This is a genomic window from Erythrobacter sp. HL-111, from assembly GCF_900105095.1.
Lineage (GTDB): Bacteria > Pseudomonadota > Alphaproteobacteria > Sphingomonadales > Sphingomonadaceae > Erythrobacter.
Genome location: NZ_LT629743.1, coordinates 2,668,225 through 2,692,929, shown reverse-complemented (window position 1 = coordinate 2,692,929; position 24,705 = coordinate 2,668,225). Strand labels below are relative to the sequence as shown.

At 70.1% G+C, this 24,705-nt stretch carries 24 protein-coding genes; 10 read left to right on the top strand and 14 right to left on the bottom strand.

All coding sequences use genetic code 11. The annotated features are described in order from the left end of the window. Position 1: 1 nt before the first annotated feature. Genes BLU08_RS12730 through BLU08_RS12710 form a run of 5 tightly spaced genes read right to left on the bottom strand, consistent with a single transcriptional unit; the run spans position 2 to position 4,079 of the window. Positions 2–901, bottom strand: a complete 900-nt coding sequence (locus BLU08_RS12730) for a class I adenylate-forming enzyme family protein (protein ID WP_090200003.1) — start codon at positions 899–901, stop codon at positions 2–4. Further along, positions 898–1,506, bottom strand: a complete 609-nt coding sequence (locus BLU08_RS12725) for a histidine phosphatase family protein (RefSeq protein ID WP_157674555.1) — start codon at positions 1,504–1,506, stop codon at positions 898–900. The genes BLU08_RS12730 and BLU08_RS12725 overlap by 4 nt, the downstream gene beginning before the upstream one ends. A gap of 1 nt (position 1,507) precedes the next feature. Continuing rightward, complete coding sequence (locus BLU08_RS12720; RefSeq protein WP_090199999.1) at positions 1,508–2,266, bottom strand: SDR family oxidoreductase; 759 nt, start codon at positions 2,264–2,266, stop codon at positions 1,508–1,510. After that, positions 2,263–3,429 carry a cytochrome P450 gene (locus BLU08_RS12715; RefSeq protein ID WP_090199997.1) on the bottom strand — a complete coding sequence of 389 codons (1,167 nt, stop codon included), beginning with the start codon at positions 3,427–3,429 and terminating at the stop codon, positions 2,263–2,265. Before BLU08_RS12715 ends, BLU08_RS12720 begins: the two co-directional genes overlap by 4 nt. Continuing rightward, a complete protein-coding gene (locus BLU08_RS12710) occupies positions 3,426–4,079 on the bottom strand; it encodes a TetR/AcrR family transcriptional regulator (RefSeq protein WP_157674554.1) in 654 nt (217 codons plus the stop codon). The genes BLU08_RS12715 and BLU08_RS12710 overlap by 4 nt, the downstream gene beginning before the upstream one ends. A gap of 217 nt (positions 4,080–4,296) precedes the next feature. Here BLU08_RS12710 and BLU08_RS12705 point away from each other — a divergent pair, with 217 nt between their 5' ends. From BLU08_RS12705 to BLU08_RS12690, 4 genes are read left to right on the top strand one after another with little or no spacing between them, the layout of a single operon-like run. Next, positions 4,297–5,064 carry an SDR family NAD(P)-dependent oxidoreductase gene (locus BLU08_RS12705; RefSeq protein WP_090199993.1) on the top strand — a complete coding sequence of 256 codons (768 nt, stop codon included), beginning with the start codon at positions 4,297–4,299 and terminating at the stop codon, positions 5,062–5,064. Between the two features lie 11 nt (positions 5,065–5,075). Beyond that, positions 5,076–6,203 (top strand): phosphotransferase family protein, encoded by a 1,128-nt coding sequence (locus BLU08_RS12700; RefSeq protein ID WP_157674553.1) that lies wholly within the window; start codon positions 5,076–5,078, stop codon positions 6,201–6,203. Beyond that, positions 6,200–6,679 carry a hypothetical protein gene (locus BLU08_RS12695; protein WP_090199987.1) on the top strand — a complete coding sequence of 160 codons (480 nt, stop codon included), beginning with the start codon at positions 6,200–6,202 and terminating at the stop codon, positions 6,677–6,679. The genes BLU08_RS12700 and BLU08_RS12695 overlap by 4 nt, the downstream gene beginning before the upstream one ends. A 10-nt stretch (positions 6,680–6,689) precedes the next feature. Beyond that, on the top strand, positions 6,690–8,141 hold the full coding sequence (locus BLU08_RS12690) for an aldehyde dehydrogenase family protein (protein ID WP_172801035.1): 1,452 nt from the start codon (positions 6,690–6,692) through the stop codon (positions 8,139–8,141). Here BLU08_RS12690 and BLU08_RS12685 read toward each other — a convergent pair. The 4 genes from BLU08_RS12685 to BLU08_RS12670 form a co-directional block, all read right to left on the bottom strand. Then, positions 8,122–9,339: an amidohydrolase family protein gene (locus tag BLU08_RS12685; protein ID WP_090199985.1), complete on the bottom strand. Its 1,218-nt coding sequence runs from the start codon at positions 9,337–9,339 to the stop codon at positions 8,122–8,124. The two genes, BLU08_RS12690 and BLU08_RS12685, sit on opposite strands and share 20 nt — an antisense overlap. Continuing rightward, positions 9,336–10,652 (bottom strand): amidohydrolase family protein, encoded by a 1,317-nt coding sequence (locus BLU08_RS12680; protein WP_197676863.1) that lies wholly within the window; start codon positions 10,650–10,652, stop codon positions 9,336–9,338. The genes BLU08_RS12685 and BLU08_RS12680 overlap by 4 nt, the downstream gene beginning before the upstream one ends. Positions 10,653–10,772: 120 nt before the next feature. Beyond that, entirely contained in the window at positions 10,773–11,120 is a 348-nt protein-coding gene (locus BLU08_RS12675) for a helix-turn-helix transcriptional regulator (protein WP_090199983.1), read from the bottom strand. After that, on the bottom strand, positions 11,117–11,779 hold the full coding sequence (locus BLU08_RS12670; RefSeq protein WP_090199979.1) for a peroxiredoxin: 663 nt from the start codon (positions 11,777–11,779) through the stop codon (positions 11,117–11,119). The genes BLU08_RS12675 and BLU08_RS12670 overlap by 4 nt, the downstream gene beginning before the upstream one ends. 75 nt (positions 11,780–11,854) lie before the next feature. Here BLU08_RS12670 and BLU08_RS12665 point away from each other — a divergent pair, with 75 nt between their 5' ends. The 6 genes from BLU08_RS12665 to BLU08_RS12645 are packed head-to-tail and all read left to right on the top strand — an operon-like array spanning position 11,855 to position 17,093. Then, positions 11,855–12,787 (top strand): MBL fold metallo-hydrolase, encoded by a 933-nt coding sequence (locus tag BLU08_RS12665; RefSeq protein ID WP_090199977.1) that lies wholly within the window; start codon positions 11,855–11,857, stop codon positions 12,785–12,787. Then, positions 12,784–13,233: a YeeE/YedE family protein gene (locus BLU08_RS12660; RefSeq protein ID WP_090199975.1), complete on the top strand. Its 450-nt coding sequence runs from the start codon at positions 12,784–12,786 to the stop codon at positions 13,231–13,233. The genes BLU08_RS12665 and BLU08_RS12660 overlap by 4 nt, the downstream gene beginning before the upstream one ends. Continuing rightward, on the top strand, positions 13,230–13,652 hold the full coding sequence (locus tag BLU08_RS12655; RefSeq protein WP_090199973.1) for a DUF6691 family protein: 423 nt from the start codon (positions 13,230–13,232) through the stop codon (positions 13,650–13,652). The genes BLU08_RS12660 and BLU08_RS12655 overlap by 4 nt, the downstream gene beginning before the upstream one ends. Next, complete coding sequence (locus BLU08_RS15530; protein WP_233995987.1) at positions 13,652–14,065, top strand: TIGR01244 family sulfur transferase; 414 nt, start codon at positions 13,652–13,654, stop codon at positions 14,063–14,065. Before BLU08_RS12655 ends, BLU08_RS15530 begins: the two co-directional genes overlap by 1 nt. A 24-nt stretch (positions 14,066–14,089) precedes the next feature. Next, positions 14,090–15,319 (top strand): FAD/NAD(P)-binding oxidoreductase, encoded by a 1,230-nt coding sequence (locus BLU08_RS12650; protein ID WP_233995986.1) that lies wholly within the window; start codon positions 14,090–14,092, stop codon positions 15,317–15,319. 16 nt (positions 15,320–15,335) lie between these two features. Next, positions 15,336–17,093, top strand: coding sequence for a SulP family inorganic anion transporter (locus BLU08_RS12645; RefSeq protein WP_090199971.1), 1,758 nt, complete (start codon positions 15,336–15,338; stop codon positions 17,091–17,093). On the opposite strand, the gene BLU08_RS12640 is transcribed toward BLU08_RS12645, so the two are convergent. The 5 genes from BLU08_RS12640 to BLU08_RS12620 all read right to left on the bottom strand — a co-directional run bounded on the left by BLU08_RS12640 (position 17,090) and on the right by BLU08_RS12620 (position 24,700). Further along, positions 17,090–18,079, bottom strand: coding sequence for a DUF2891 domain-containing protein (locus tag BLU08_RS12640; protein WP_090199968.1), 990 nt, complete (start codon positions 18,077–18,079; stop codon positions 17,090–17,092). The two genes, BLU08_RS12645 and BLU08_RS12640, sit on opposite strands and share 4 nt — an antisense overlap. Further along, positions 18,070–19,032 (bottom strand): DUF979 domain-containing protein, encoded by a 963-nt coding sequence (locus tag BLU08_RS12635; protein ID WP_090199966.1) that lies wholly within the window; start codon positions 19,030–19,032, stop codon positions 18,070–18,072. Before BLU08_RS12635 ends, BLU08_RS12640 begins: the two co-directional genes overlap by 10 nt. Further along, complete coding sequence (locus BLU08_RS12630; protein ID WP_090199964.1) at positions 19,029–19,712, bottom strand: DUF969 domain-containing protein; 684 nt, start codon at positions 19,710–19,712, stop codon at positions 19,029–19,031. Before BLU08_RS12630 ends, BLU08_RS12635 begins: the two co-directional genes overlap by 4 nt. Next, the gene (locus tag BLU08_RS12625) at positions 19,709–23,281 is read right to left on the bottom strand and encodes a hydantoinase B/oxoprolinase family protein (RefSeq protein ID WP_090199962.1); all 3,573 of its coding nucleotides are present in this window, start codon (positions 23,279–23,281) and stop codon (positions 19,709–19,711) included. Before BLU08_RS12625 ends, BLU08_RS12630 begins: the two co-directional genes overlap by 4 nt. A 63-nt stretch (positions 23,282–23,344) precedes the next feature. Next, a complete protein-coding gene (locus BLU08_RS12620; protein WP_090199959.1) occupies positions 23,345–24,700 on the bottom strand; it encodes an alkaline phosphatase PhoX in 1,356 nt (451 codons plus the stop codon). Positions 24,701–24,705 lie beyond the last annotated feature (5 nt).

Genomic DNA, 24,705 nt, shown 5'->3' with positions numbered 1-24,705 from the left:
GTTACTCTCCCCTGTTTCGGCCCGGATTGGCCGGTTTCGTCCGTGCCGGGTGCCCGCGCCTTGCCGGGTCGGCATGGAAGTCCCTCAATTCCTGCTTGCGGACCTTGCCCGTCTCGAGCCGCGGGACGCGCCCGACGAAGGCGATCTGGCGCGGGATCTTGTTCGGGGCGATGAGGCCCGCGAGCCGTTCGCCGATCGCGGCCGCGCGCGCGGCCGGGTCGGCGGGCGGGCCGCCTGCCGCTTCGACGATCGCCTGGACCACCTCGCCCATGTCGGCATCGGGCACGCCGAACACGGCGCAATCGACGATCTGCGGATCGGCCATGAGCGCGGCCTCGACCTCGGCCGGGTAGATGTTCGCCCCGCCCAAGATGATGGTGAAGGCCGCGCGGTCGGTGAGATGGAGGAACCCGTCCGCATCGACATGGCCGATGTCGCCCATCGTCGCGTAACCCTGCCGGCTGGTGGCTGCGCGCGCCTTGGCGGGATCGCCGTGATAGGCGTGGGCGCGGGGCCCCTCGAAGAACACCTCGAACCCGGCGACCGGCCCCTCTTCCCATTCGCCCGGCGTGAGGACGTTGGCCAGCCCCGCGTCCCGCGCCAGCACCACCTTCGCCCCGCTGTCGGCGAGGATGTGGTCGCGTTCCGGCGGGGCGAGCCGCTCGGACATCGGCACGAAATAGAGGCCCGACGTCTGCGCCGGCCAGGCCGCCACGAAGAATTCCGCGCCGTTGCCGAGGATCAGCGCCACCGTGTCCCCCCGCGCGCAGCCCAGCGCCGCAAGCCGCCCGGCGAGCCGCTCCGCCCGCGCCGCGAGTTCGCCATAGGTCAACGCCTCCTCGCCCAGCACGAAGGCGACCCGCTCGGGTTGCTCCCGCGCGATGGAGCAGGGGTGGCTCACCGCGCGCGTTCCCGGGCAAAGGCGGGGGCGAGATGCGCGGTCTCGTTGATGCTGACCACCGTCAGCCGGTCGAGCGCGCGCCCGCTGACCCGGCTGATCGAGCCGTAGCCGGGCACGAAATGGGCGATTCCCGGCAGGCCCAGCGCGTGGGCAAGCAGGATGTTGATCGGGAAACCATGGGTGAAGATCGCGATCGTGCGGCGATGATAGGCCTCGAACAGGGCGCCGAAGCCGTCCAGCGTCTCGGCCACGAAGCGGTCCTGGTCGATTCCGAAATAGCCCAGCGGATCGCCGAGGAAGCGGGTCCATTCGGCCTGACCCCTGGCCCTGACCATTTCCGGGTTGGCATAGTCGCCCCCATAGCGGTCGACCTCGCCCAGAGCCTCGATCACCACCGGTTCGAGCCCGAGCGCCTCCACCGTCGGCCGGGCGGTGTCGGCGGCGCGGGTCATGCCCGAATGGACGATCCCCTCGATCCCCTCGTGCTTCAGGAAGTCCCGCAGCCCGCGCGCCTGGGCGTGACCTTCGGCCGAAAGCGGGGGATTGCCCGCGCGCGAGCCGCCGGGCGTTTCGGGCTTGCCGTGCCGGACGAGGAGGAGGCGCATGTCAGGCCGCCTTTCCCGCCGCGGGGGAGGCGGTCGCGCGCAGGGCGTGATAGCCCCCGTCGACCTTGAGGTTCGCGCCGTTGACCCAGGCCGCATCGGGCGAAAGCAGGAAGGCGATGGCGGCAGCGATCTCGTCGGGCCGCCCGTGCCGCCCGGTCAGCTGCGCCGCGGCGGCGATCCGGTCGGCCCCGATCGACCGCTCGAAATCGGCGAGGATCGGCGTTTCGACGGGGCCGGGGCTGACCGCGTTGACCCTGATCCCGCGCGGGAGGAAGGCGCGCGCGGCGTGTTCGGTCCAGCGGTTGACGAGCGCCTTGGACCATTCATAGGCCGCCTTGCCGTCCGTGACCCCGCTCGCCCGGGCGATCTCGCCCGGCGGCAGGGCCAGCAGGTCGTCTAGCGCCGCCGCGTCGAGCGGGCAGCGCGCCGCGGTCACGCTGCTGACGACGACGATGGCGCCGCCCTCGGCCAGCTTGGCGGCGAAGGCTTCGGCAAGCCGGCGCGGCGCATCGGTGTTGACCGCGAAGATCGCGTCGGCCGGGGCGGTTCCGGGCAGGCCGGCGACGAGCGCCAGCGCGTCGAGCGGGGCCGCGACCGATTCCGCTGCGGCGGCGATCTGCGCGGGGTCGGTGAGGTCGCAGGCGATGTCGGCGTCGCGCCGGTCGAGCCCGATCACCTCGTCCCCCGCCGCCCGCAGCCGCTCGGCGAGGGCCGCGCCGATCCCGCTCGCGCTGCCGGTGACGAGGACGCGGCGGCTCATTGCCAGCGCACCCGCATCGCGGTCCAGCCGGTGAACCAGTTGGACGGCAGGCGTTCGGGCGGCTCGACGATCTCGATGTCGGCGAATTCGCGCGCCATGGCCGCGAACAGCATCCGCGCCTCGAGCCGGGCAAGATGCGCGCCAAGGCAGAAATGCGCCCCCACGCCGAAGCCGACATGCGGGTTCGGCCTGCGGTCGAGCACCAGCTCGGCCGGCCGCTCGAACACGTCCTCGTCGCGGTTGGCGCTGGAAAACCACAGCACGACCTTGTCGCCGGCCGCGATTCTGGTGCCCGCAAGTTCGGTGTCGCGCGCGGCGGTGCGGCGCATGTGCGTCACGGGCGAGACGAAGCGGCACATTTCCTCGACCGCCGTCGGGATCAGTTCGGGCCGTTCCCGCAGCTCGTTCCAGGCGCCCTGCCGCACGAGCTGGTGCAGGCCGCCGGTGACGAGAAAGCGGGTGGTCTCGTTCCCCGCGATGGTGATGAGCATGAGGTAGGCGTCGAGCAATTGCTGCTCGAGCGGCGCGTCGTCCAGTCTTGCGGTGACCAGCCGCGTGGCGAGGTCGTCGCCCGGAATCCGGCGCTTCGCCTGGACGAGGGCGCGGAAATAGTCGAACAGCTGCCCGCGCGCGGCCGCCTGTTCGGCGTCGCTTGCGCGCATGTCGCTCATGAGATTGGCGTGGTCGACCAGCGCGGGGGCTTCGGGTGGCGGGACGCCGAGGACGTCGGCGATCACCAGCATCGGCATCCGCACCGCGATGGCAGCGACGAAATCGAACACCTCGCCCCGCGGCGCCTCGGCGACGAGGTTCTCGACGATGGCCTCGAACCGGTCGGCCCGCGCGGCGATCGCCTCGCGCGAAAGGCCGGGCATGGCGACGGCCCGCAGCTTGCCGTGGAGCGGCGGGTCGGCGTTGTGGACGCTCGGCGCGCCGTGGCCTTCGGCGCGGCGGTTCCGGATCTGCGTGCCCTCGCCCGAGATGAACATGCGGTGGTCGCGCGCGGCGGCGACCACGTCCGCGTGGCGGGTCGCGCACCAGAACCCCTCACACCCGGGCTCGGGATTGAACCACAGGCCGGGCGCAGCGCGCAGTTCGGCGAAGACCTCGTGTTCCCGGCTGGCCTCGAACGGCGCAAGGTCGAGGAGGTCGATCCGGCTCACGCCGCGCCCCCCGCCAGCGTGCGGTACCAGATGAGCCCGCAGCTCCTGCCGAGCCGTTCGATGAAGGCATCGTCCGGATCCTCGGCCGCGAGCCCGATCTGGACATAGGCGAGCTGTTCGGTGAGCGAGCACAGGCCCTGCGCGACCATGGGCACGTCGGCCACGGGCGCGATCTCGCCGCTCGCCGCGAGCCGTTCGATCCAGCGCTCGGTCCGGTGGACGAAGCGGTCGCGCATCTGCAGCCAGACCCGGCGGAAATTGCTCACGTCCTCCTGCGCCGCCGCTTCCCGCGCGACCCGCAGCAGCAGGCGATCGCGGCGGTAATCGGCGAAGAACTGGATGTTGCGCGCCTCGAGCCGTTCGAGCGAGAGCACGTCGTCCTCCCCCACCGAACGGGCCGAGGTCTGGCGCAGCTTGTCGTTGAGGCTTTCCAGCACCGTGAGGAGGATCGCGTCCTTGTCCTGGAAGTGGCGGTAGAACAGGCCGTGGCTGGTGCCCGCCTCAGCGACGATGTCGGCGACCCGGACCGCGCCGTAGCCGTAACGGCCGAAGCACACCCGCGCCGCCGCGAGCAGCTTTTCGCGCGTCGCCTTGCCCTTGCGGGTGGGAGGAAGCTCCAGTTGCGCCTGGTCGGCTGCCTCTTGCGTCATCCTTGCTCCCCGAAAATGCCCCCTTCGCAAGGGGGCCAAGTCCCGGCCCCGTTGGTCACTGATTGCAAAAGTGATGTCAATGTCAATTTTTTGGCTGACAGGGCGCGGGCTCTTCGGCATGATCGCTAACCGGGCCGGAGAAGGATGGACAAGGTGAACGAAACGCGCCTGCCCCGGCCCGGGACAGTGATCATGCGGTCAGAACGGGGAGAGGCTCATGATGAGGTTGGAAGGCAAGGTCGCCATCGTCACCGGCGCGACCGGGGGCATCGGCGGGGCGACGGTTCGCAAACTGCTGGATGAAGGGGCGAGCGTGATGCTCGCCGGGCGCGACGGGGATCGCCTCGCCGCGCTGGCCGCGGCGCTCGAGGCTGGCGACCGCGTCGCCACCTGCGCCGGGCAGCCGGCCGCGGAAGACGATGTCGCGGCGCTCGTCGCGGCGACGGTCGAACGGTTCGGGCGGCTCGACGCCTTCGTCGCCAATGCCGGGTCGGAAGGCCGGGTGATGCCGCTCACCGCCACCAGCCTCGAGGATTTCGAGGCGGTCCAGCGCACCAACATCAACAGCGTGTTCCTCGCGATCAAGCACGCCGCCCCCGCGATGCAGGAAACCGGCGGGGCGATCGTCGCGATCTCCTCGGTCGCGGGGGTCGTGGGCGTGCCGGGAATCGGCGCCTATGCCGCGAGCAAGCACGCCATCTGCGGCCTCGCCAGGGTCGCCGCGCTCGAGCTCGCGCCGGCGAGGATCCGCGTCAACTGCGTCGCGCCGGCGCCGATCGACAACGCCATGATGCAGTCGATCGAAGGCCAGGCGAGCCCGGGCGATCCCTCCGCCGCCCGGACCGGCTTCACCGCGCTGATCGCGATGGGCCGCTACGGCACCAACGAGGAAGTCGCCAACCTGGTCGCCTTCCTCGCCAGCGACGAGGCGGTCTATTGCACCGGCGGCGTCTATCCCGTCGACGGCGGGTTCCTGGCGGCATGAGGGGGGCGAAGATGGTCGATACCGAACCGCGGCTCGCCGCCATGCTCGAGGCGCGCAAGGCGCGTCGCGCGATGCCGCCCTACATTCCGCAGCGCGACGCCGATATCGCGGCCCTGCTCGAAAGCTTCTTCGCGCGCGAGGAGCCGGGCGCGACCGTCTCCGATGTCGCCCGGATCGGCGGCGGGGCATCGAAGGAGCAGTTCGTCTTCTCGCTCGCCGGGCCGGACGGGGAGACGCGCCGCTATGTCCTGCGGATGGACGCTCTCGAGGGGATCACCGAGACGAGCCGCGAGCGCGAGTTCGAGATCCTGACCGCGTTCCAGGGCGTCGTGCCGGTCCCGCGCCCGATCTGGCTCGATGCCGAGCCGTCGCATTTCCCGATGCCGGCGATCATCATGGAATTCGTCGCCGGGGTGACCAAGCCCCGGACCGACGGGGTCAGCGTCACCGGCCTCGGCACGGTGCTGGGCGATCCGCTGCGCGGCATGATCGCCCCGCAATATTTCGAGAATCTCGCCGCGATCCACAAGTTCGACTGGCGCGCGGCGAACCTCAAACATTTCGCCGCGCCGCTGGACGATCCCAAGCAGCCGACGCGCTGGCTGATCCAGTTCTGGAAGGAACTGCTCGAACAGGACGCGGTCACGCGCGAACCGGTACTGCGGCTTGCGACGCAATGGCTCGAGGACAACGTCCCCGATTGCCCCGACCCTTGCGTGGTCCACGGCGACTATCGCACCGGCAACTACCTGTTCGACGAGGTGACCGGGCAGGTCACCGCGATCCTCGACTGGGAGATGGCCTATATCGGCGATTTCCACGCCGACCTCGGCTGGCTGCTGCAGCCGGTCTTCGGGAGCAGCATCGACGGGGTCTTCCGTGCCAGCGACATCGCCCCGCCCGAAGAGATGATCGCCCGCTACGAAGCGGCGAGCGGGAGCGCGGTCGACCGCGCGAAACTGCATTACTTCACGGTGTTCAACGCCTGGAAAAGCTACATCCTCGTCTCGGCGTTGGGGATGCAGGCGGCGCGCTCGGCGCACAACCACCAGGACGTGCTGCTCACCTTCCTCGCCGCCACCGGGCCGATGTTCGTCGACGAACTCGCCCGGCTCCTGATGATGGAGGAAAGCCGATGAACCCTTCGGTCGACGATCGCCTGAACTCGGTGCTGCGCGCGCTCGAAACCGTGGTGCTGCCCGCGCTCCCCGCAACCGCGAGCCTCGCGCAGGAACAGGTCATGCTCGCGATCGGGCACATCCGGATCATCCAGGCCCAGCGCGACGCGACGCCCGGCTTCGAAACGGGCGAACTGGACGACCTGAAACGCATGGCCGGCGCGATCCTCGCGCTCGACGCGGCGCCCGCGGCCTGCGCGCCGCAACGCGCCGCGCTCGAGGCTGCGCTCGAGGGGTCGGGGGAGGAGCCGCGTGCCTCGGCCGAGCGCCTGCGGGTCGCGATCGACGACCTGCTCGTCGCCGCGCGGCAGGCGGGCGAGGACGTCTATCGCGCCGCGCTCTCGGACACGATCCTGCCGCTCGCCCGCGAACGCGCGGCCAAGGACCGCGAGTGGTTCGCGGTGATGGGCTTCGACATCGACCTCAGCGCGGCCTGACCGTCCGGCCATGGAAAGGCGCGCACGGGTGCGGTTCGACGGCGGTTTCGCGATGACCATCGGCGGCGGGGCGCATCGGGCGGCGCGGGCGCTGCCGGTGATCAATCCCGCGACCGGGCAGCCCTTTGCCGAGGCGCCCGATGCCCGCCCGGACGACCTCGACGCCGCCGTGGCGGCGGCGCGCGGCGCCTTCGCCGCATGGGCCGCGACGCCCCATGGCGAACGGGCGCGGATGGTGCGCGAGCTCGCCGACGCCGTCGAGGCCGATGCCGACCCGCTCGCGGCGCTCCTGACCCGGGAACAGGGCAAACCGATCAGGGACGCCGCGCGCGAGGTCGCAGGGCTGGTGTCATGGCTGCGCGCCGCCGCCGGCTTCGCCATCCCGCGCGAGGTCCACGAGGACAGCGGCACGCGCTATTGCGAGACGCGGCGCGTGCCGATCGGCGTGGTCGCGGCGATCGCGCCCTGGAACTATCCGCTACTGCTTGCCGCCTTCAAGCTCGGCCCGGCGCTGGTGACCGGCAATACCGTGGTGATGAAGCCTTCGCCCTTCACCCCGCTCGCGACGCTCAAGCTGGGGGAGATCGCGCGAGGCATCCTGCCGCCCGGCGTGCTCAATGTGGTGAGCGGCGGGGACCAGCTCGGCCCGTGGCTGACGGCCCATCGGGGGATCGACAAGATCGCCTTCACCGGCTCCACCGCGACCGGGCGGGACGTGATGCGCAGCGCTGCCGACGGGCTGAAGCGGCTGACTCTCGAACTGGGCGGGAACGATCCGGCGATCGTCATGCACGACGTCGATCCCGCGGGGCTGGCAAAGGCGCTGTTCTGGGCGTCCTTCGGGAATTCGGGGCAGGTCTGCGTCGCCTCGAAACGGGTCTATGTCCACGCCGGCGTCCACGACGCGGTGCGCGATGCGCTTGTCGAATACGCCGCCGGGGTCACGGTGGGCGACGGGATGGACGAGGCGACCATGCTCGGCCCGGTCAACAACCGGAGGCAATATGACCGGCTGCTGGACCTGTGGGCGGATTGCCGGGCGAGCGGCCTCGCCTTCGCCTGCGGCGCCGAGGTGCCGCAGCGACCGGGCCATTTCCTGAACCCCGCGATCATCGACAACCCGCCGGATACCGCGCGCATCGTGCAGGAGGAACAGTTCGGCCCGATCCTCCCCCTTCTGCGGTTCGACGATTACGACGAGGCGGTCGCCCGCGCCAACGCCTCCCCCTTTGCCCTCGGCGCCACGGTCTGGGCCGGGGACGAGGAAGCGGGCTGGGCGCTCGGCGAGCGGCTGCGCGCGGGCAATGTCTGGGTCAACGAATGCCGCCCGCTCTCGCCCCTCGTTCCCTTCGCCGGCCACGGCCAGTCGGGTTTCGGGGTCGAGAACGGGCTTGAGGGCCTGCTCGAATACACCCTGCCGCGGACGATGAGCCGGGTTCGCCCTATTGCGGCGTCTCGCTGACGACTTCGCCGTCGATCACCACGCCGACCGCGTGCGAGGTATATTCGAACGGGTCGCCGTCGAACAGCGCCACGTCCCCGTCCTTGCCGACCTCGATCGAGCCGACCCGGTCATCGACCCCGACGATCCGCGCGGCATCGATGGTGATGGCCGACAGCGCCTCGTTCCATTCCAGCCCGTTCGCCGCCGCCATCGCCGCTTCCCACAGCACGACCCGGGTCTTGGGCACATAGCCCTCGTAGCCCGACTGGTAGGCGAAGGGGATCGCCGCGTCGCGCAGCACGGCGCCCGTGGTGAAGCTCGCATTCTCCAGCTCGCCATATTGCCGCGCCATCGGCGGGTGGAGGATCACGTCGACGCCCGCGGCCTTGATCGCGTCGGTCAGGAGATAGGCTTCGGACGCCCCGTCGAGGACGAGGTCGATGCCGAATTCCTCCTTCAGCCGGAGCGCGCTCATGATGTCCTGCGAGCGGTGGGCCGTCACCAGCAGCGGCCGCCGCCCGGCGAGCACTTCGCGCAACACCTGCGTCTGGAGGCTCGGCGGCTTGGCCGCGGCCTTGGTGTCGCCCTCCTCTTCCTCGCCGGCCTGCGCGTCGAGCAGGGCCTTGCGGAGCAGCGCGATCTGCTTGGCTCGGGTGCCGGGCGATTTCGACCCGTCGGTGAGCGCCCAGGGACCGAGATTGGCCGCGACCATGGCGTCGCCGCGGATCATCGCATCATCGGCGGTCAGGCCGGCGGTCTTGGCGACCATGGTCTGCCCGGAAACGAGCGCGCCGGGGCCGTGCCCGGTGTGGATCGTCGTGATCCCGAAGCCGCGCAGCCATTCGACCAGCACTTCCTGCGGGTTGTAGGCGTCGATCGCGCGCAGCTGCGGCTGGACCGGGGCGCTCTCGTCGAGCTGGTCCTGGTCCTCGTCCTGGTTGAGATAGCCCGCGAGCCCGACGACCGTGCGCGCATCGACGAGGCCGGGGGTCACCACCTTCGCTTCCATCACGCGGACACCTTCGGGGATCGGGGTGCTCGCCTCCGGCCCGACCGCGACGATCTTGCCGTCGTCGATCACCACGACGCCGTTCTCGATCATGGGGCCGGCCATGGTGTGGACCTGTTCGCCCCTGACCGCGATGTCCTGCGCCTGGGCCGGGACGGCGAGACCGAAAACGACGGCCCCGGCGAGCAGCTTGTTCACGATGGTCATTGCCCGCCCTCCCCGGCAGCGATTTCCCAATGGTGGTGCGACGCCTCCAGCGGACTGCCCGCGCCGTATCCGCCCGTCGCCATCTTCAGGTCCTCCTCGCGGCTGCGGTCGAACAGCTTCTCGCCTTCGACCCAGGTTTCGAGGATGTGGGTGTAGACCGAGAAGGGATCGCCATCGAGGATCAGGAAATCGGCGTCCTTGCCCGCTTCGAGCGAACCCACGCGGTCGTCGAGGCGCATCTGCTTCGCCCCGTTGATCGTCAGCGCCCGCAGCGCGCCTTCGCGGCTCATGCCGCCGCGCACCGCCATCGCCGCTTCGCGCAGCATCATGCGCGAATCGACGATCGGGTCGTCCGAATGGATCGAGACGAGCACGCCCGCGCGCTCGAGGATGCCCGCGTTGTCGAGCCTGAGGTCCATCGTCTCGAGCTTCCCGCCCGGCGCATCGAGCGTGATGTTCGAAACCGGGATGCCCGCCTCGGCGAGCTTGTCGGCGACCTTGTAGGTCTCGGTCCCGTGCTGGATCAGCACGTCGAAATCGAATTCGCGCTTGAGGCGAAGCACGGTCATGATGTCGTCGGCGCGGTGGGTGTGGAAATGCACCAGCCGCTCGCCCGAAAGCACCTCGCACAGGGCTTCCTTGGCGAGGTCGCGTTTCTTCCTGTCGCCGTCGCAATAGGCCTGCGCCTCGACGAAGCTTTCGCGCACCAGCGCCGCCGATTTCGCGCGCGTGCCGGGAAAGCCGCCTGCCCCGCGCATCGAATTGGTGCCGTTCGCCATCTTCATGCCGCCCAGGGCCTCGCCGTCCTCGTAGGAGAAGGCGATGTCCTCGGCGGTCTTTCCGTCGCGCAGCTTCATGTAATAGGTCTGGCCGCTCATCAGGTGGCCCGAGCCCGGCATGACATTGGCGGTCGTGACCCCGCCCGCGCGCGCCTTGGCGATGTTCGAGGAGAGCGCGTCGATCGAATCGAGCGCGCGCACCTCGGGCTGGATCGGTCCCGAGCCGTCCGCCCCCGCGACCTGGCCGATATGCGAATGGGTGTCGACGATGCCGGGCATGACCACGCGGCCCCGGAGCGAGCGCCGTTCCGCGTCGGCGGGGATCGCGACATCGCTGCCGACCGCGACGATAACGCCGTCCTCGATCACGAGCGCGCCGTTCTCGATCGTCTCGCCCGCCATGGTGAGGATCTTCGCATCGGTGAAGGCCAGCGCGCGGTCCTGCGCGGCGGCCGGGCCTGCGGCCAGCAGGGCAGCGCCGAGCGCGCTCCCCGCGAGGGGCGCGACGCCCCGCATGATGGTGATCGGCTTCATCGCGAAGCGTCCCTCCCTTGTCCTGTGATTCCCCGCGCGGACCCTAGTGACCTCGCTTCGCCTGACAAGCGAAAAGTCGATTGCGAACCAGCGCGTTACCTTGCGCTCGGGCCGGCAGGCTCAGGTGAGCCGCGCGAAATTGGCGACGCCGGGGGCGGGGGTCCGCAAGGCGGGCTCGCTTTCGCTGCCGCCTTCGCTGCCGCCCGCGATCCGGCCGAGCGCGGCGGCGAGCGTCCCGATGCGGTCCGCCGCGAGGCTGTAATAGACCAGCTTCGCTTCCTTGCGCGTCTCCACCAGCCCGGCCTTGCGCAGCACGCCCAGTTGCTGCGAGAGCGCGGGCTGGCCGATATCGGCCGCCTGGTCGATCTCGCCGACGCTCAGCTCGCAGCCGCTCAGGACCTCCAGGATGCGAAAGCGCAAGGGATGGGCGATCGCCTTCAGCTCCTCGATCGGAGGTGCCATGGTCATGCGTCTTCTCCCGCGGGATCGAGGAACCAGGCGACCGGGTCCCTCGCCGCATAGACTGCGTCGAGATCATGGGTCGGGGCGCGCAGCAGCGGGTCGCCCTTGCGCCAGTTGGCCGGCGCCGCCCCGCCCCGCGCGTCGACCGCCTGCAGCGCCTCCAGCGTCCGCAGCATCTCGGGCACCGAACGCCCGACATTGGCGGGATAGCAGGTCATCGCCCGGATCGTGCCCTTCGGGTCGATGAAATAGGTCGTGCGGACCGCCGCGCTGTCGCTGTCCTGCGGCGCGACCATGCCGAAGGCGCGGCCGATGACGAGCGTCGGGTCCTCGACGATGGGAAAGCGCACTTCCACCGCGAACCGGTCACGGATCATCCTGAGCCACGCGAAATGCGCGAACAGGCTGTCGACCGACAGCGCCATCAGCGCGCAATCGAGCGCCTCGAAATCCTTCGCGTGGCGGGCCAGCTCGATGAATTCGGTGGTGCACACGGGGGTGAAATCGGCCGGGTGCGAGAACAGCATCAGCCAGCGCCCGCGAAAGGCGGACAGGCGCACCGGGCCGATCGTGCTGCGGGCCTCGAAATCGGGCGCGCTGTCGCCGATCCGGAGCCCCGCCCGCACGTCCACGGGGCGGAATGGGTTTTCGTTTGCCTGGTTCATTACTCGCCTTCATAGCACTTGACAGGATGAAGGCAATACATATACACAATTTATGTAACCAACTAGGAGAGTGTCATGGACAACAGCGACTCTGCCCTCGCAGCAGCCACCAGCCAGATCGAAGCCGCCAGCGCCGAAAAGGCGAAGCGCCCGACGATCGCCGGTTTCTTCGACGAAGCCACCTTCACCGTCAGCTATGTGGTGCACGATCCCGCCACCGACGAGGCGGCGATCATCGACTCGGTGCTCGATTACGAGGGGGCTTCCGGCCGCACCTCCTACGGCTCGGCGGATCGGATCATCGAATACGTCAATTCGAATAATCTGAAAGTGACATGGCTGATCGAGACCCATGCCCATGCCGACCACATCTCGGCCGCGCCCTACCTCCAGGAAAAGCTCGGCGGGAAGCTCGCGATCGGCAAGGAAATCGTCCGCGTGCAGGACGTGTTCGGCAAGCTGTTCAACGCCGGCACCGACTTCGCACGCGACGGATCGCAGTTCGACCACCTGTTCGCCGACGGCGAAACCTTCAAGGTCGGCACGCTCGACGGCATCGCGCTCCACGTTCCTGGTCACACGCCCGCGGACATGGCGTTCATCATCGGCGATGCGGCCTTCGTGGGCGACACGATCTTCATGCCCGATTTCGGGACCGCCCGCGCCGACTTCCCCGGCGGCGACGCGCGCCAGCTGTTCAAGTCGATCCGGCGGCTGCTCTCGCTTCCCGACGAAACCCGCCTGTTCCTGTGCCACGACTACAAGGCGCCGGGCCGCGACGAATATGCCTGGGAGACCACGGTCGGCCAGCAGCGGCGCGAGAACATCCATGTCAAGGACGGCGTGAGCGAGGACGAGTTCGTCGAGATGCGGACCACCCGCGACGCGACGCTCGCCATGCCGAACCTCATCATGCCTTCGGTGCAGGTCAACATCCGCGGCGGGCGCCTGCCCGAGCCGGAGGATAACGGCGTGAGCTACATCAAGATCCCGGTCAACGCGGTATGATCCTGCCCGGCTACCCAGAGGCCGCGCCGCTCGCAGGGCTGGCAGGAGGAATCCTGATCGGCCTTGCAGCGGCGATCATGCTGCTCGGCGCGGGCCGGATCGCGGGCGTCTCCGGCATCGCCGCGCGCGCCGTCGGGCTCGGCGGCAGCGGGATGGAGCGGTCGTCCGCATGGGCGTTCGTCATCGGCCTGCCGCTGGGCGCGCTCGCGATCATGGCGGCGTCGGGCGGGATCGAGGCGAGCTTCGCATCGCCGCTCGTCCTCGCCATCGCGGGGCTCGTGGTCGGCGTCGGCACGAAGCTCGGCAGCGGCTGCACCAGCGGACACGGCGTGTGCGGGATGAGCCGGTTCTCGGCGCGCTCGATCGTCGCGACGCTGACCTTCATGGCGACCGGCATCGCCACCGTGGCGGCGATGAACGCTCTCAACCTCGACGTGCTGCAATGAACGCGCGCGGAATCGTCGCCCTTCTTTCAGGGGCAGTGTTCGGCGCGGGGCTGGCGCTCGGCGGGATGACCGATCCCGCGCGCGTGCGCGGGTTCCTCGACCTGTTCGGAGACTGGGACCCGACGCTGGCCTTCGTCATGGGCGGAGCGGTGCTCGTGATGGTGGCGGTGTGGCACCTGCTGCAACCGCGCCTCGCCCATCCGCTCTTCGCCGATGACTTCGCCATCCCGACCCGCAAGGACCTCGACGCGCGCCTCCTCGGCGGGGCCGCGCTGTTCGGGATCGGCTGGGGCATTGCCGGGCTCTGCCCAGGCCCCGGCATCGCCGCGCTCGTGATCGAACCGGTCGGCGCGGCGGTCTTCGTGGCCGCCATGCTCGCCGGGATGGGTCTCGTGCGCCTCACCGAAAGGAAATCCTGATGGACATTCGAGAAGTTGCCCCCGGTTTCGCCGTCTCGCCGCAGATCGCGGCAGAAGACATGCAGGCGCTCGCCGACAGGGGCTATGTCGCCGTCGTCTGCAACCGCCCCGATGGAGAGGAGGCGGGCCAGCCCCCGCTCGACGAATTGCGCGCCGCCGCCAACGCGGCCGGGCTCGCCTTCCACCACATCCCCGTGGCGGGCGGGGCCTTCCCCGAAGGCGCCATCGCCGCCTTCGCCGCGGTGCGGCGGGGCACCGAAGGCCCGCTGCTGGCCTATTGCCGCACCGGAACGCGCTCGATCACGCTCGAGACTCTGGCCAACCCGATGGGCCTCGGCGCCGACGAACGGCTCGAACGGGCGAAGGCGGCGGGATATGATCTCGGCGCCCTCGCCCCGCGGCTCGGCGGCTGAACGATCACGAAAGGGAGAGGACACATGACAGGCACATCAAGGCACACCGTCGTCGTCATCGGCGGCGGCGCGGCGGGGATCGCGACCGCGAGCTCGCTGCTCGCGCGGCGCAAGGGGCTCGACATTGCGATCGTCGAACCGTCGGAAACCCACGCCTACCAGCCCGGCTGGACGATGGTCGGCGGCGGCGTGTTCCAGCCCGAAGTCACCGTCCGCCCGATGGCGAAGGTCATGCCGCAATCCGTCACCTGGCTGAAATCCGCCGCGGCGACGTTCCAGCCGGAGGACAACCAGGTCACGCTCGCTGATGGCTCCACCGTCATTTACGACGTGCTCGTGGTCGCGCCGGGCATCCGGCTTGCCTGGGAAAGGATCGCCGGGCTCGAACAGACGCTCGGGCGCAACGGGGTGACCTCGAACTATCGCTACGACCTCGCGCCCTACACCTGGCAGCTGGTGCAGGAGATGCGGAAAGGCCGCGCGCTGTTCACCCAGCCGCCCATGCCGATCAAGTGCGCGGGCGCGCCGCAGAAGGCGATGTATCTGTCCTGCGACCACTGGAACCGCCGCGGCGTGCTCGACGAGGTCGAGGTCGAGTTCTGCAATGCGGGCGGGGTGCTGTTCGGGGTCGCCGACTATGTCCCGGCGCTGATGGAATATGTCGAGAAATACGGGATCGACCTGAGGCTCGGCAACAACCTCGTCGCGGTCGACGGCGAAGCGCGAGAAGCCGTGTTCGAGACCGAGAGCGGGGAGATCACCCGCGAATTCGACATGCTCCACGTCGTCCCGCCGCAGGTCGCGCCGCAATTCCTCGCGGACAGCCCGCTCGCGGCGGAGAGCGGCTACACCGATGTCGATCCGCACACGCTCCAGCACGTGCGCTACCCCAATGTCTTCGGCCTCGGCGATGCCGGGTCCATGCCCAATGCCAAGACCGCCGCCGCCGCGCGCAAGCAGGCCCCGGTGGTCGCGGTCAACGTGCTCCAGCAGCTCGACGGCAAGGGGCCGCGCGCGGGCTACGATGGCTACGGCTCCTGCCCGCTGACGGTGGAGCGCGGCAAGATCGTGCTCGCCGAATTCGGCTATGGCGGCAAGCTCATGCCGAGCTTTCCCGAGTGGCTCGTCGACGGAACGAAGCCGCAGCGCCTGTCCTGGATGCTCAAGGCCGATTTCCTCCCTTGGCTTTACTGGAACGGGATGCTCAAGGGACGCGAATGGCTGGCCGGCCCGGGCGGCCTGATCGCAACGTGACGGAAACGAGCGGGGCATGTTGAAACGCTATCTCCCCATCCTCGAATGGGGGCGGACCTATGACCGGGAGGTGCTGACCAGCGACCTCGTGGCGGCGGTGATCGTCACGATCATGCTGATCCCGCAGAGCCTCGCCTATGCCCTGCTTGCCGGGCTGCCGCCGGTGGTCGGGCTCTATGCCTCGATCATGCCGCTGGTGCTCTACGCGGTCTTCGGGACCAGCCGCACGCTCGCGGTCGGGCCGGTCGCGGTGATCTCGCTGATGACCGCTTCGGCCGCCGGCGCGGTCGCCCAGCAGGGCACGGCGGCCTATCTCGAGGCGGCGGTGACGCTCGCCTTCCTCTCGGGGATCATGCTCGCCCTGCTCGGCCTGCTGCGCGCGGGGTTCCTTGCGAACCTGCTGTCGCATCCGGTCATCAGCGGCTTCATCACCGCAAGCGGCGTGCTTATCGCGACGAGCCAGCTGCGCCACATCCTCGGCATCGACGGGGGCGGCGACAACTGGCCGGAAATGCTCGGCGGTCTCGCCGCGTCGCTCGGAACGACGAACCCCTGGACGCTGGCGATCGGCCTGCCCGCGCTCGCCTTCCTGTTCTGGGTCCGCAAGGGCGCGAACCCCGCGCTCCAGCGGCTCGGCCTGCCGCCCAAGCCGGCCGACATGCTGGCCAAGGCCGGACCGGTCGTGGCCGTGGCGCTGACCATCCTCGCGGTGATCGTCCTCGAGCTCGGCGAAAAGGGCGTCGCCATCGTCGGCGAAATCCCGCAGGGCCTGCCGCCCTTCACCCTGCCCTCGACCGATCTCGCGCTGATCGAGGCGCTGTGGGTCCCGGCCCTGCTCATCTCGATCATCGGCTTCGTCGAAAGCGTCTCGGTCGCGCAGACCCTCGCCGCCAAGCGCCGCCAGCGCATTTCTCCGGACCAGGAACTGATCGGCCTCGGCGCGTCGAACATCGGGAGCGCGCTGTCGGGCGGCTATCCGGTGACGGGCGGCTTCGCGCGGTCGGTGGTCAATTTCGACGCGGGCGCGCAGACTCCGGCGGCGGGCGCGTTCACCGCGGTCGGCATCGCGCTCGCCTCGCTCTACCTGACGCCGCTCCTCTACAACCTCCCGATCGCGACTCTCGCCGCGACCATCATCGTGGCGGTGCTGAGCCTCGTCGATCTCAAGACGCCGGGACGGCTGTGGGCCTATTCCAAGGCCGATTTCGCCGCGCACGTGGCGACCATCGCCATCACCCTCATCGCCGGGGTCGAGCTGGGCGTGATCGCGGGCGTCGGCGTCGGCCTTCTCCTCTACCTCTGGCGCGCCAGCCGGCCGCACGCCGCGATCGTCGGCCGCGTTCCGGAGACGGAGCATTTCCGCAATGTCGAACGGCACCGGGTATTCACCGTCCCCCATGTCCTCTCGATCCGCATCGACGAAAGCCTGACCTATCTCAACGCCCGCTGGCTCGAGGAATACGTGCTCGAACGGGTCGCGGAAAAGCCCGAGCTGCGCCACGTCATCCTGATGTGCTCTGCGGTCAACGCGATCGATGCCTCGGGCCTCGAAAGCCTCGAGGCGATCAACTACCGCCTGCGCGATGCGGGGGTCTGCCTGCACCTGTCGGAGGTGAAAGGCCCGGTCATGGACCGGCTGCAGCGCTCGCATTTCCTCGAAGAGCTGAACGGCGAGGTGTTCCTGTCGCAGTCGCGCGCCTTCGAGGCCTGCGCGCTCGACAAGGGCGGCGCGGCCGAACCGCAGGACCGCTGGCTCGCCCGGGGGATGATCTAGGCGGCGGCAAGCGCGGCGAGCAGGGCGAAGGAGGCGAGCCAGTGCTCGCCCATGTAATCGCCCGTGACGTGCGGCATCGCCGCCCGGCGATGCGCCTCGGCGCGGGCGAGCAGCAGCGCCGCCGCCGGGTGGCGGGGAATGCAGGCAGCGATCTCGCGCAGGCACCACGCGCGGCTGAGGTTCAACCCGTCGAGATGCGCGATCTTGCCGTCGCTGCGGTCGGAAACGGTGACCGGGCGGCATTCGCGCTCCACCCAGCCATTGGCGAGCACCAGCGCCTCGACCCACGGTTCGAAGGCGCCTGCCGGCATGACCCGGCTCATCAGCAGCGCGGCGGTGAGGACGGGGGAGAGGAATTCGTCGCCCCCCGGCTCCCACCCGGCATAGTCGCGCCGCTGCCCGAACGCGGCCATCGCCCATTCGTCGGCCGCGGCGAGCAGGACGGGGTCGCGCGTCTCCGCCCAGTCCCGCGCCAGCGTTAGGGCGAAGGCGGTGTTGAAATGGGTGCCGACCGTGATCGGATAGGTGAGAAGGCGCAGGTACTGCGAAAAACGCTCCGCCAGCGCACGCGCCAGCGGTTCGAGGTGGGCGGCCCAGTCGGCATTGCCGTGCCGCTCCGCCTCGGCATGGAGCGCGAGCAGCCAGCCCCAGCCATAGGGCCGCTCGAACCCGCGCGATTCCGGCCGTTCGAAATAGGCCAGCTCCACCGCCAGCTTCTGCGCCGTGAAGGTCGTCTCGGCCAGCGCCGCGATCCGGGGCGCTTCCGGCATGGCCGGATGGAGCCGCCTCAAGGTCAGCAGGGTCCACCAGCCATGCACGCAGGAATGCCAGTCGTAGCTCCCGAAGAATGCCGGGTGCAGGGCGCGCGGCACCAGCGCGTCGGCATCGCTCCCCAGCACATGGCCCGGCGAGTTGGGATATTCGCGCGCGACATGGCCCAGCGCGGCCCGCGCGAACCGCCGCGCCGTCTCCTCGCTCAGCGCCACAACAGGAACCCCGCGACATAGATGATCGCGACATTGACGACCCACAGCGGGATCGCGGTCCCGACCTGCTGGCGGATGACGCCGTACTGGTCGCGCAGCTCCAGCAGCACCGCGGGCACGATGTTGAAATTGGCCGCCATCGGCGTCAGCAGCGTGCCGCAGAAGCCTGCCAGCATCCCGACCGCGCCGATCACCGCCGGGTTGCCGCCGTATGTCTCGACCAGCAGCGGGATGCCGATCGCGGCGGCCATGACCGGGAAGGCGGCGAAGGCATTGCCCATTATGACGGTGAACAGCGCCATGCCGAGGCAGAAGACGATCACGGTGACGAGCACGCTGCCTTCGGGGATGACCAGCCCGGCCAGTTCGCCGATCGAATCGCCCACCCCGGCCAGCGCGAACACGGCGCCGAGCGCGGCGAGCATCTGCGGCAGGATCGCGGCCCAGCCGATCGAATCGATCAGGCGCCGTCCCTCCTCGACCGGCGCGAGGGCGGGCGGGCGCAGCCACGCCATCGCGACCGCCAGCGCCAGCAGCACGCCCACCCCGAAGAGGAGCAGGGTCTCGCGCCGCTCCTCGAACAGACCGGTCGCGCCGAGCGGCGTGTAGTTGTACAGCAGGGTCCCGGCGACCGCCGTCAGCGGCACGATCAGCGCGGGCAGGAACAGGCGGTTGCCGAAGCGCTCGGAAAGCACCTGCCGTCCGGCTTCGTCGGTGGTCGCGGGATCGCTCCGCCCGATCAGCCCCGCCCCCGCGATACCGACCAGCGCCAGCACCAGCACGCCGTTGACGAGATCGGAGACGTGGCTTCCGAAGAAGAAACTCGCCGCAAGCAGCCCCCAGAAGGCGGCGTTGCCGATCCGCTTCGGATTGCCCCGGTCGGCGAGGCTGGCGAGCGACCACGCCGCGAAGAACAGGCCGGCGAGGACATAGAGCCATTCATAGGTGATCATCCCGCCACCTCCCTGCGCGCCGCCCCCAGCCGCCGGTCGAGCCACAGGATCCGCGCGCCGTGGATGACGAAGGCGAAAATCGCGGTCGGGATCGCCCAGACCGACAATTGCAGCGGCGTGAGCGGGTAGCCGTAGCTTTCGAACACGCCCTGGATCAGCAGGATCGAGGCGATGGCGAAGAAGATGTCCTCGCCGAAGAACAGCCCGACATTGTCGGTCGCCGCCGCCATGCCCTTGACCGCCTCGGCATCGTCCCCGGAGAGTTCGCCGTGGGTCTTGCGCGCCGCCGCCTCGGCCATGGGCGCGACCAGCGGGCGCACGGTCTGGGGGTGGCCGCCGATGTCCTTCATCCCGATCGCCGCGGTGACCTGGCGGAAGCCGAGATAGAGCACGAGCAGCCGGCCCATCGTCGCCCCGCGCACGCTTTCGATCGCGGCGCGGGCGCGCTGCTGCAGCCCGTAGCGTTCGAGCAGGCCGATGACGGGAAGGATGATCCAGGTGACCGAGATGTAGCGGTTGTCGTTGAACGCGCGCCCCAGCGCCTCGATCACGGCGACGAGGTCGAGCCCGCCGAGCAGCCCGGTGACGAGCGCGGCGAACGCGACCACGAACAGCGGGTTGAACCTGAAAGCGAAGCCGGCGACGACGAGCGCGATGCCGACCAGCGGCCAGTGGTTCATGGCACGGGCGCTCCCCAGCCGCCGCCGCCGGGCGTGAGGATGACGAAGGTGTCGCCCGGCCCGACCTCGACCGAACCGGTCGCGCCGAGTTCGACCCTGGTGCCGTCCGCCCGTTCGACCCAGTTCGCCCCGGGCGCCGCATCGCCCCCGCCCGCGATCCCGCGCGGGGCCACCTTGCGCCGGTTGGCGAGCATGTTGGCGCGCATCGGCTCGAGGAAGGTGACGCGCCGTTCGACCCCCTCGCCCCCGCAATGCCTGCCCCTGCCGCCCGAACCTGACCGCACCGCGAAGCGTTCGAGCCTCACCGGAAGGCGGGTTTCGAGGATCTCCGGATCGGTCAGGCGGCTGTTGGTCATGTGGGTCTGCACCGCGTCGGTCCCGTCATGGTCGCAGCCCGCGCCCGAACCGCCGGCGATGGTCTCGTAATACTGGTGTTCGGCATTGCCGAAGGTGAAGTTGTTCATCGTCCCCTGGCTGGGCGCGAGGCGGCCGGTCGCGGCGAAGAGCGCGTCGGTGACCACCTGGCTCGTCTCGACATTGCCCGCGACCACCGCCGCGCCCGGCCGGGGATTGAGCATCGAGCCTTCGGGCACGACCAGCTCGACCGGGCGCAGGCACCCGTCGTTCATCGGGATGTCGTCGTCGATCAGCGTCCGCAGCACGTAGAGCGTGGCCGCGCGGGTGATCGATCGGGGGGCGTTGAAATTGCCTTCGTGCTGCGGGCTCGTGCCGGTGAAGTCGAACACGGCGGACCCGGCCTCGCGGTCGATGCGGATCGCGACCTTGACGGTGAGGCCGTTGTCCATGTCGTAGGCGAATTCCCCGTCTTCGAGCCCGCCCAGCAGGCGGCGCACGCTTGCGGCGGCGTTGTCGATGACGTGGCCCATGTAGGCGGCGACGACCTCGCCCCCGTGCTCCATCGCCGCGCCGCGCAGCAATTCGGCCCCGCGGGTGCAGGCGGCGAGCTGCGCGCGCAGGTCGGAGATGTTGCGCCCCGGATTGCGCGCCGGATGCGCTGCATCGGCGAGCAAGGCGCGCATCTCCGCCTCGCGGAAGCGGCCCTCGTCCACCAGCAGGACATTGTCGATCAGGACGCCCTCGTCCTCGATCCGGCGGCTTTCGGGCGGCATCGATCCGGGCGCGATCCCGCCGATATCGGCGTGGTGGCCGCGCGCCGCGACGAAGGCATCCGGTTCCTCCGAGGCATCGCCGTAGAAGACGGGCACGATCACCGTGATGTCGGGCAGGTGCGTGCCGCCGCGGAAGGGATCGTTGAGGACATAGGCATCGCCGCGGCGGAACCCCCGCCCGTCGCGCCTGCCCCCGCGCGCTTCGATCACGCGGGCGATGGAATCGCCCATGCTTCCGAGGTGGACCGGGATGTGCGGCGCATTGGCGATGAGCGCGCCCGCGGCATCGAACAGCGCGCAGGAGAAATCGAGCCGTTCCTTGATGTTCACCGATGTCGCGGTCGAGCGCAGGACGACGCCCATCTCCTCGGCAATCGCCATGAAGAGGTTGTTGAAGATCTCGAGCCTGACGGGATCGACCGCGGTGCCGATGGCGCGCTCGCGCCGCAGCGGCTCGGTCCGGGTGAGGACGAGGCTGCCCTCCCCGGCAAGGCGCGCCTGCCAGCCCGGCTCGATCACCGTGGTCGAGCCGGGATCGATCACCAGCGCGGGGCCGTCCACCGCCTCGCCTTCCTCCATCGCGGCGCGTTCGACCGCGCGCCATTCGCCCGAGGGCTCGCCCGCGAGCGCGGCCGGCTCGGCCCTGGCGGTGCCGAGCCCGCCGCTGGTCCCGCTCGCCTCGACGCTCAACGCATCGACGATGATCGCCGCGGCGTCATCCGAATAGCCGAACAGCCTGCGGTGCAGCGCGCGGAATTCGGCGGCCATTCGCGCCGCGTCCGTGATTGGCACGGTCAGCTTGCTGTCGCTCCCGGCGAAGCGCAGGCGGGCGCGGCGATCGAGCGTGATCGCCTCTTCGGCAATGCCCTGTTCGATGAGCGCCCCGCCCGCCGCGGCGGCCAGTTCCGCGAGCGGAGCGGAGAAATCCGTCCCCAGTTCCTCGCCGAAACTGACCTCCCGGATCGCCTTCACGGGGGCAAGTCCGATGCCGTAGGCCGACAGGATGCCCGCAAGCGGATGGACCAGCACCGTCCCGATCCCGAGCCGATCCGCCACCCGCGCGGCGTGCTGCCCGCCTGCCCCGCCGAAGCAGGCGAGCGCATAGGTCGTCACGTCATGCCCGCGCGCGACCGAGATCTTGCGGATCGCGTTCGCCATGTTGTCGACCGCGATGGCGAGGAAACCCTCGGCGATGGCATCCAGCGGCTGCGGCTCGGGCAGGCGCGCCGCGACCTCCTCCAGCCGCGCCCGCGCCGCCGCCGGGTCGAGCGGTTCGTCGCCCCCGGGGCCGAAGACCCGCGGGAAGAAAGCGGGGTCAAGCCGCCCGAGAAAGAGGTTGCAGTCGGTCACGGTGAGCGGCCCGCCCTTGCGGTAGCTGGCGGGGCCGGGGTCCGCGCCCGCGCTATGAGGCCCGACGCGAAAGCGCGATCCGTCGAAGGAGCAGATCGACCCGCCGCCCGCGGCAACCGTGCGGATCTGCATCATCGGCGCCGCGACCCTTACGCCTGCCACTTCGTTGTCGCCGGTCAGTTCGTATCGGCCCGCCCAATGCGCGACGTCGGTGCTGGTCCCGCCCATGTCGAACCCGATCAGCCTGGCGTGGCCGAGGGGTTCGCTCGCCGCGACCATGCCGACGACGCCGCCCGCCGGGCCCGAAAGGATCGCGTCCTTGCCCCGGAACGCGCCGACCTCGGCGAGCCCGCCGTTCGACTGCATGAACCGCAGCCGCCCCACCTCGGGCAGGCGAGCCTGGAGCGTGTCGGTGTAGCGCCGCAGTACCGGCGAGAGATAGGCATCGACCACGCTGGTATCGCCGCGCGCGACGATGCCGATCAGCGGGGCGACCTCGTGGCTCGCGCTGACCTGCGAAAAGCCGGTTTCGCGCGCGATCTGCGCCAGCCGCCGTTCGTGTGCGCGGAAATGCCAGCCGTGCATCAGCACGATCGCGATCGCATCGCAGCCCTCGGCGCGCAGGGCCGCGAGCGCCGCGCGCGCGCCGTCCTCGTCGAGCGGGGTCAGCACCTCGCCCGCCGCGCTCACCCGCTCGTCCACCTCGACCACCCGCCGGGCGAGCTGTTCGGGCAGGACGATGCGCCGCGCGAAGATCTCCGGCCGCGCCTGCGTCCCGATCCGCAGCACGTCGGCAAAGCCGCGGGTCGTCACCAGCGCGCAGGCTTCGCCCTTGCGTTCGAGCAGGGCATTGGTCGCGACCGTGGTGCCGATGCGGACTTCGGCCACCGGGCCTTCGCCATGCCGGGCCATCAGCCTAGCGATCGCCTCGCTCGCCGCGTCGTCGTAATGGCCGGGGTTTTCGGACAGGAGCTTGTCGGTCACCAGCCGGCCGCCGGGCGTCACCGCGACGACATCGGTGAAGGTGCCGCCCCGGTCGATCGCGAAGCGCCAGGCGGGGGAAGGCGGGCTCGGCTCCGTGTCCTGCATCCCCGCCGCTAAACGGGATGCGCGGCGTCAATGCAAGCCTTGCGGGATGCGCGCGCCCGCCCGTCAGGACGCCCAGGGGCCGGTGATCGCGAGCGTCAGGGTCGGCCGATAGGCGTTGACGAACAGCCACTTGCCATCGGGCGAATAGCACGCTCCGGCAAGCTCGGTCTGGGTCCGCAGGCGCGCGAAGTCATAGGGCCTGCCGTCGGGAGCGATCCCGCGCAGGTGGTTGTCGACCACGTCGGTGTACTGGTCCTCGCACACGATGAGGTGCCCGTTCGGGGCAACGCACAGGTTGTCGCCGTAGTTGAACTGGTCCGCGCTTTCGCTTTCGAAGAACAGCTCGAACCGGTCGGGCCGGTCGCTGCGACCGGGCGCGAGGCGGAAGACCTGGCCGAGCCCCCTGGCCCCGCCGCTCGTCGCGCAGGCGAACATCTCGCCCTCCCCCATGTGCAGTCCCTCGCCCCGCGCGATCAGGGCCGCGCCCCCGGCGGCCGCCCGCCCTCGCAGGTCGTCGGCCGGCGCCTCGACATCGTCGAGGTCGATCCAGCGCACGTCGTAGCCTCGCCCGACCGCCATCGCCGCCCCGTTCCAGTTGCGCGTGTCGGCAAGCCCTTCGAGCGCCATCGCCTGCAACCGGCCGCCCTTGACCAGATCGCCCGGAACCCGGGGCACGAAGCGATAGAGCACGCTGTCGTCGCGGTCCTCGGTCATGTAGACGAAGCCCGTCGCGGGATCGACGCAGGCCGCTTCGTGGTTGAAGCGGCCCATCGCGGTGAGCGGGACCGGATCGACCAGCCCGCCCGCCCGCGCGGGAACCTCGAACACCCAGCCATGGTTGCGCGCCAGCCCCTCGCCATATTTCTGGCCCGGCCCGGTCGGCGCTTCCTCGCAGGAAAGCCACGTGCCCCACGGCGTGACCCCGCCCGCGCAATTGCGGATCGTCCCCCCGAGCGAGCGGAACTGCCGCTTTACCGCCAGCGTTTCGGCATCGAGCACGATCGTGGTCGTGCCGCCCGGCACGAATTCGCCGTTGCGCATTCCGAACCCGCGCGCGATGCGTCCGCCCGCATCGTGCTGCGGCTGGAGTTCGTGGTTGCGGACCAGCGCGATCTCGCCATTGCCGAGATCGAAGGCGCCCATTCCGTCGGCCCGGTCGGGCACGGTGCCGCCGTCGTCCATCGCATCGCCAAGCCGCGAGAGGATGCGGTAGGAGAAGCCTTCGGGCAGGTCGAGCAGGCCCTCCGGATCGGGCCGCAGCGCGCCGTAGCCGGCCGCCCTGCCGCTCGTCGGGCCGGATCGCAGCGCGCCCGCCGCGCCAGCGGCGGAGCCGGTGCGGCAGCCGCTCGCGACGAGGGCGGCGAAGGCGACGCCGGTGGCGGACAGGAACCGGCGGCGGTCGGAGCGGAAACGGGGCATTGGTC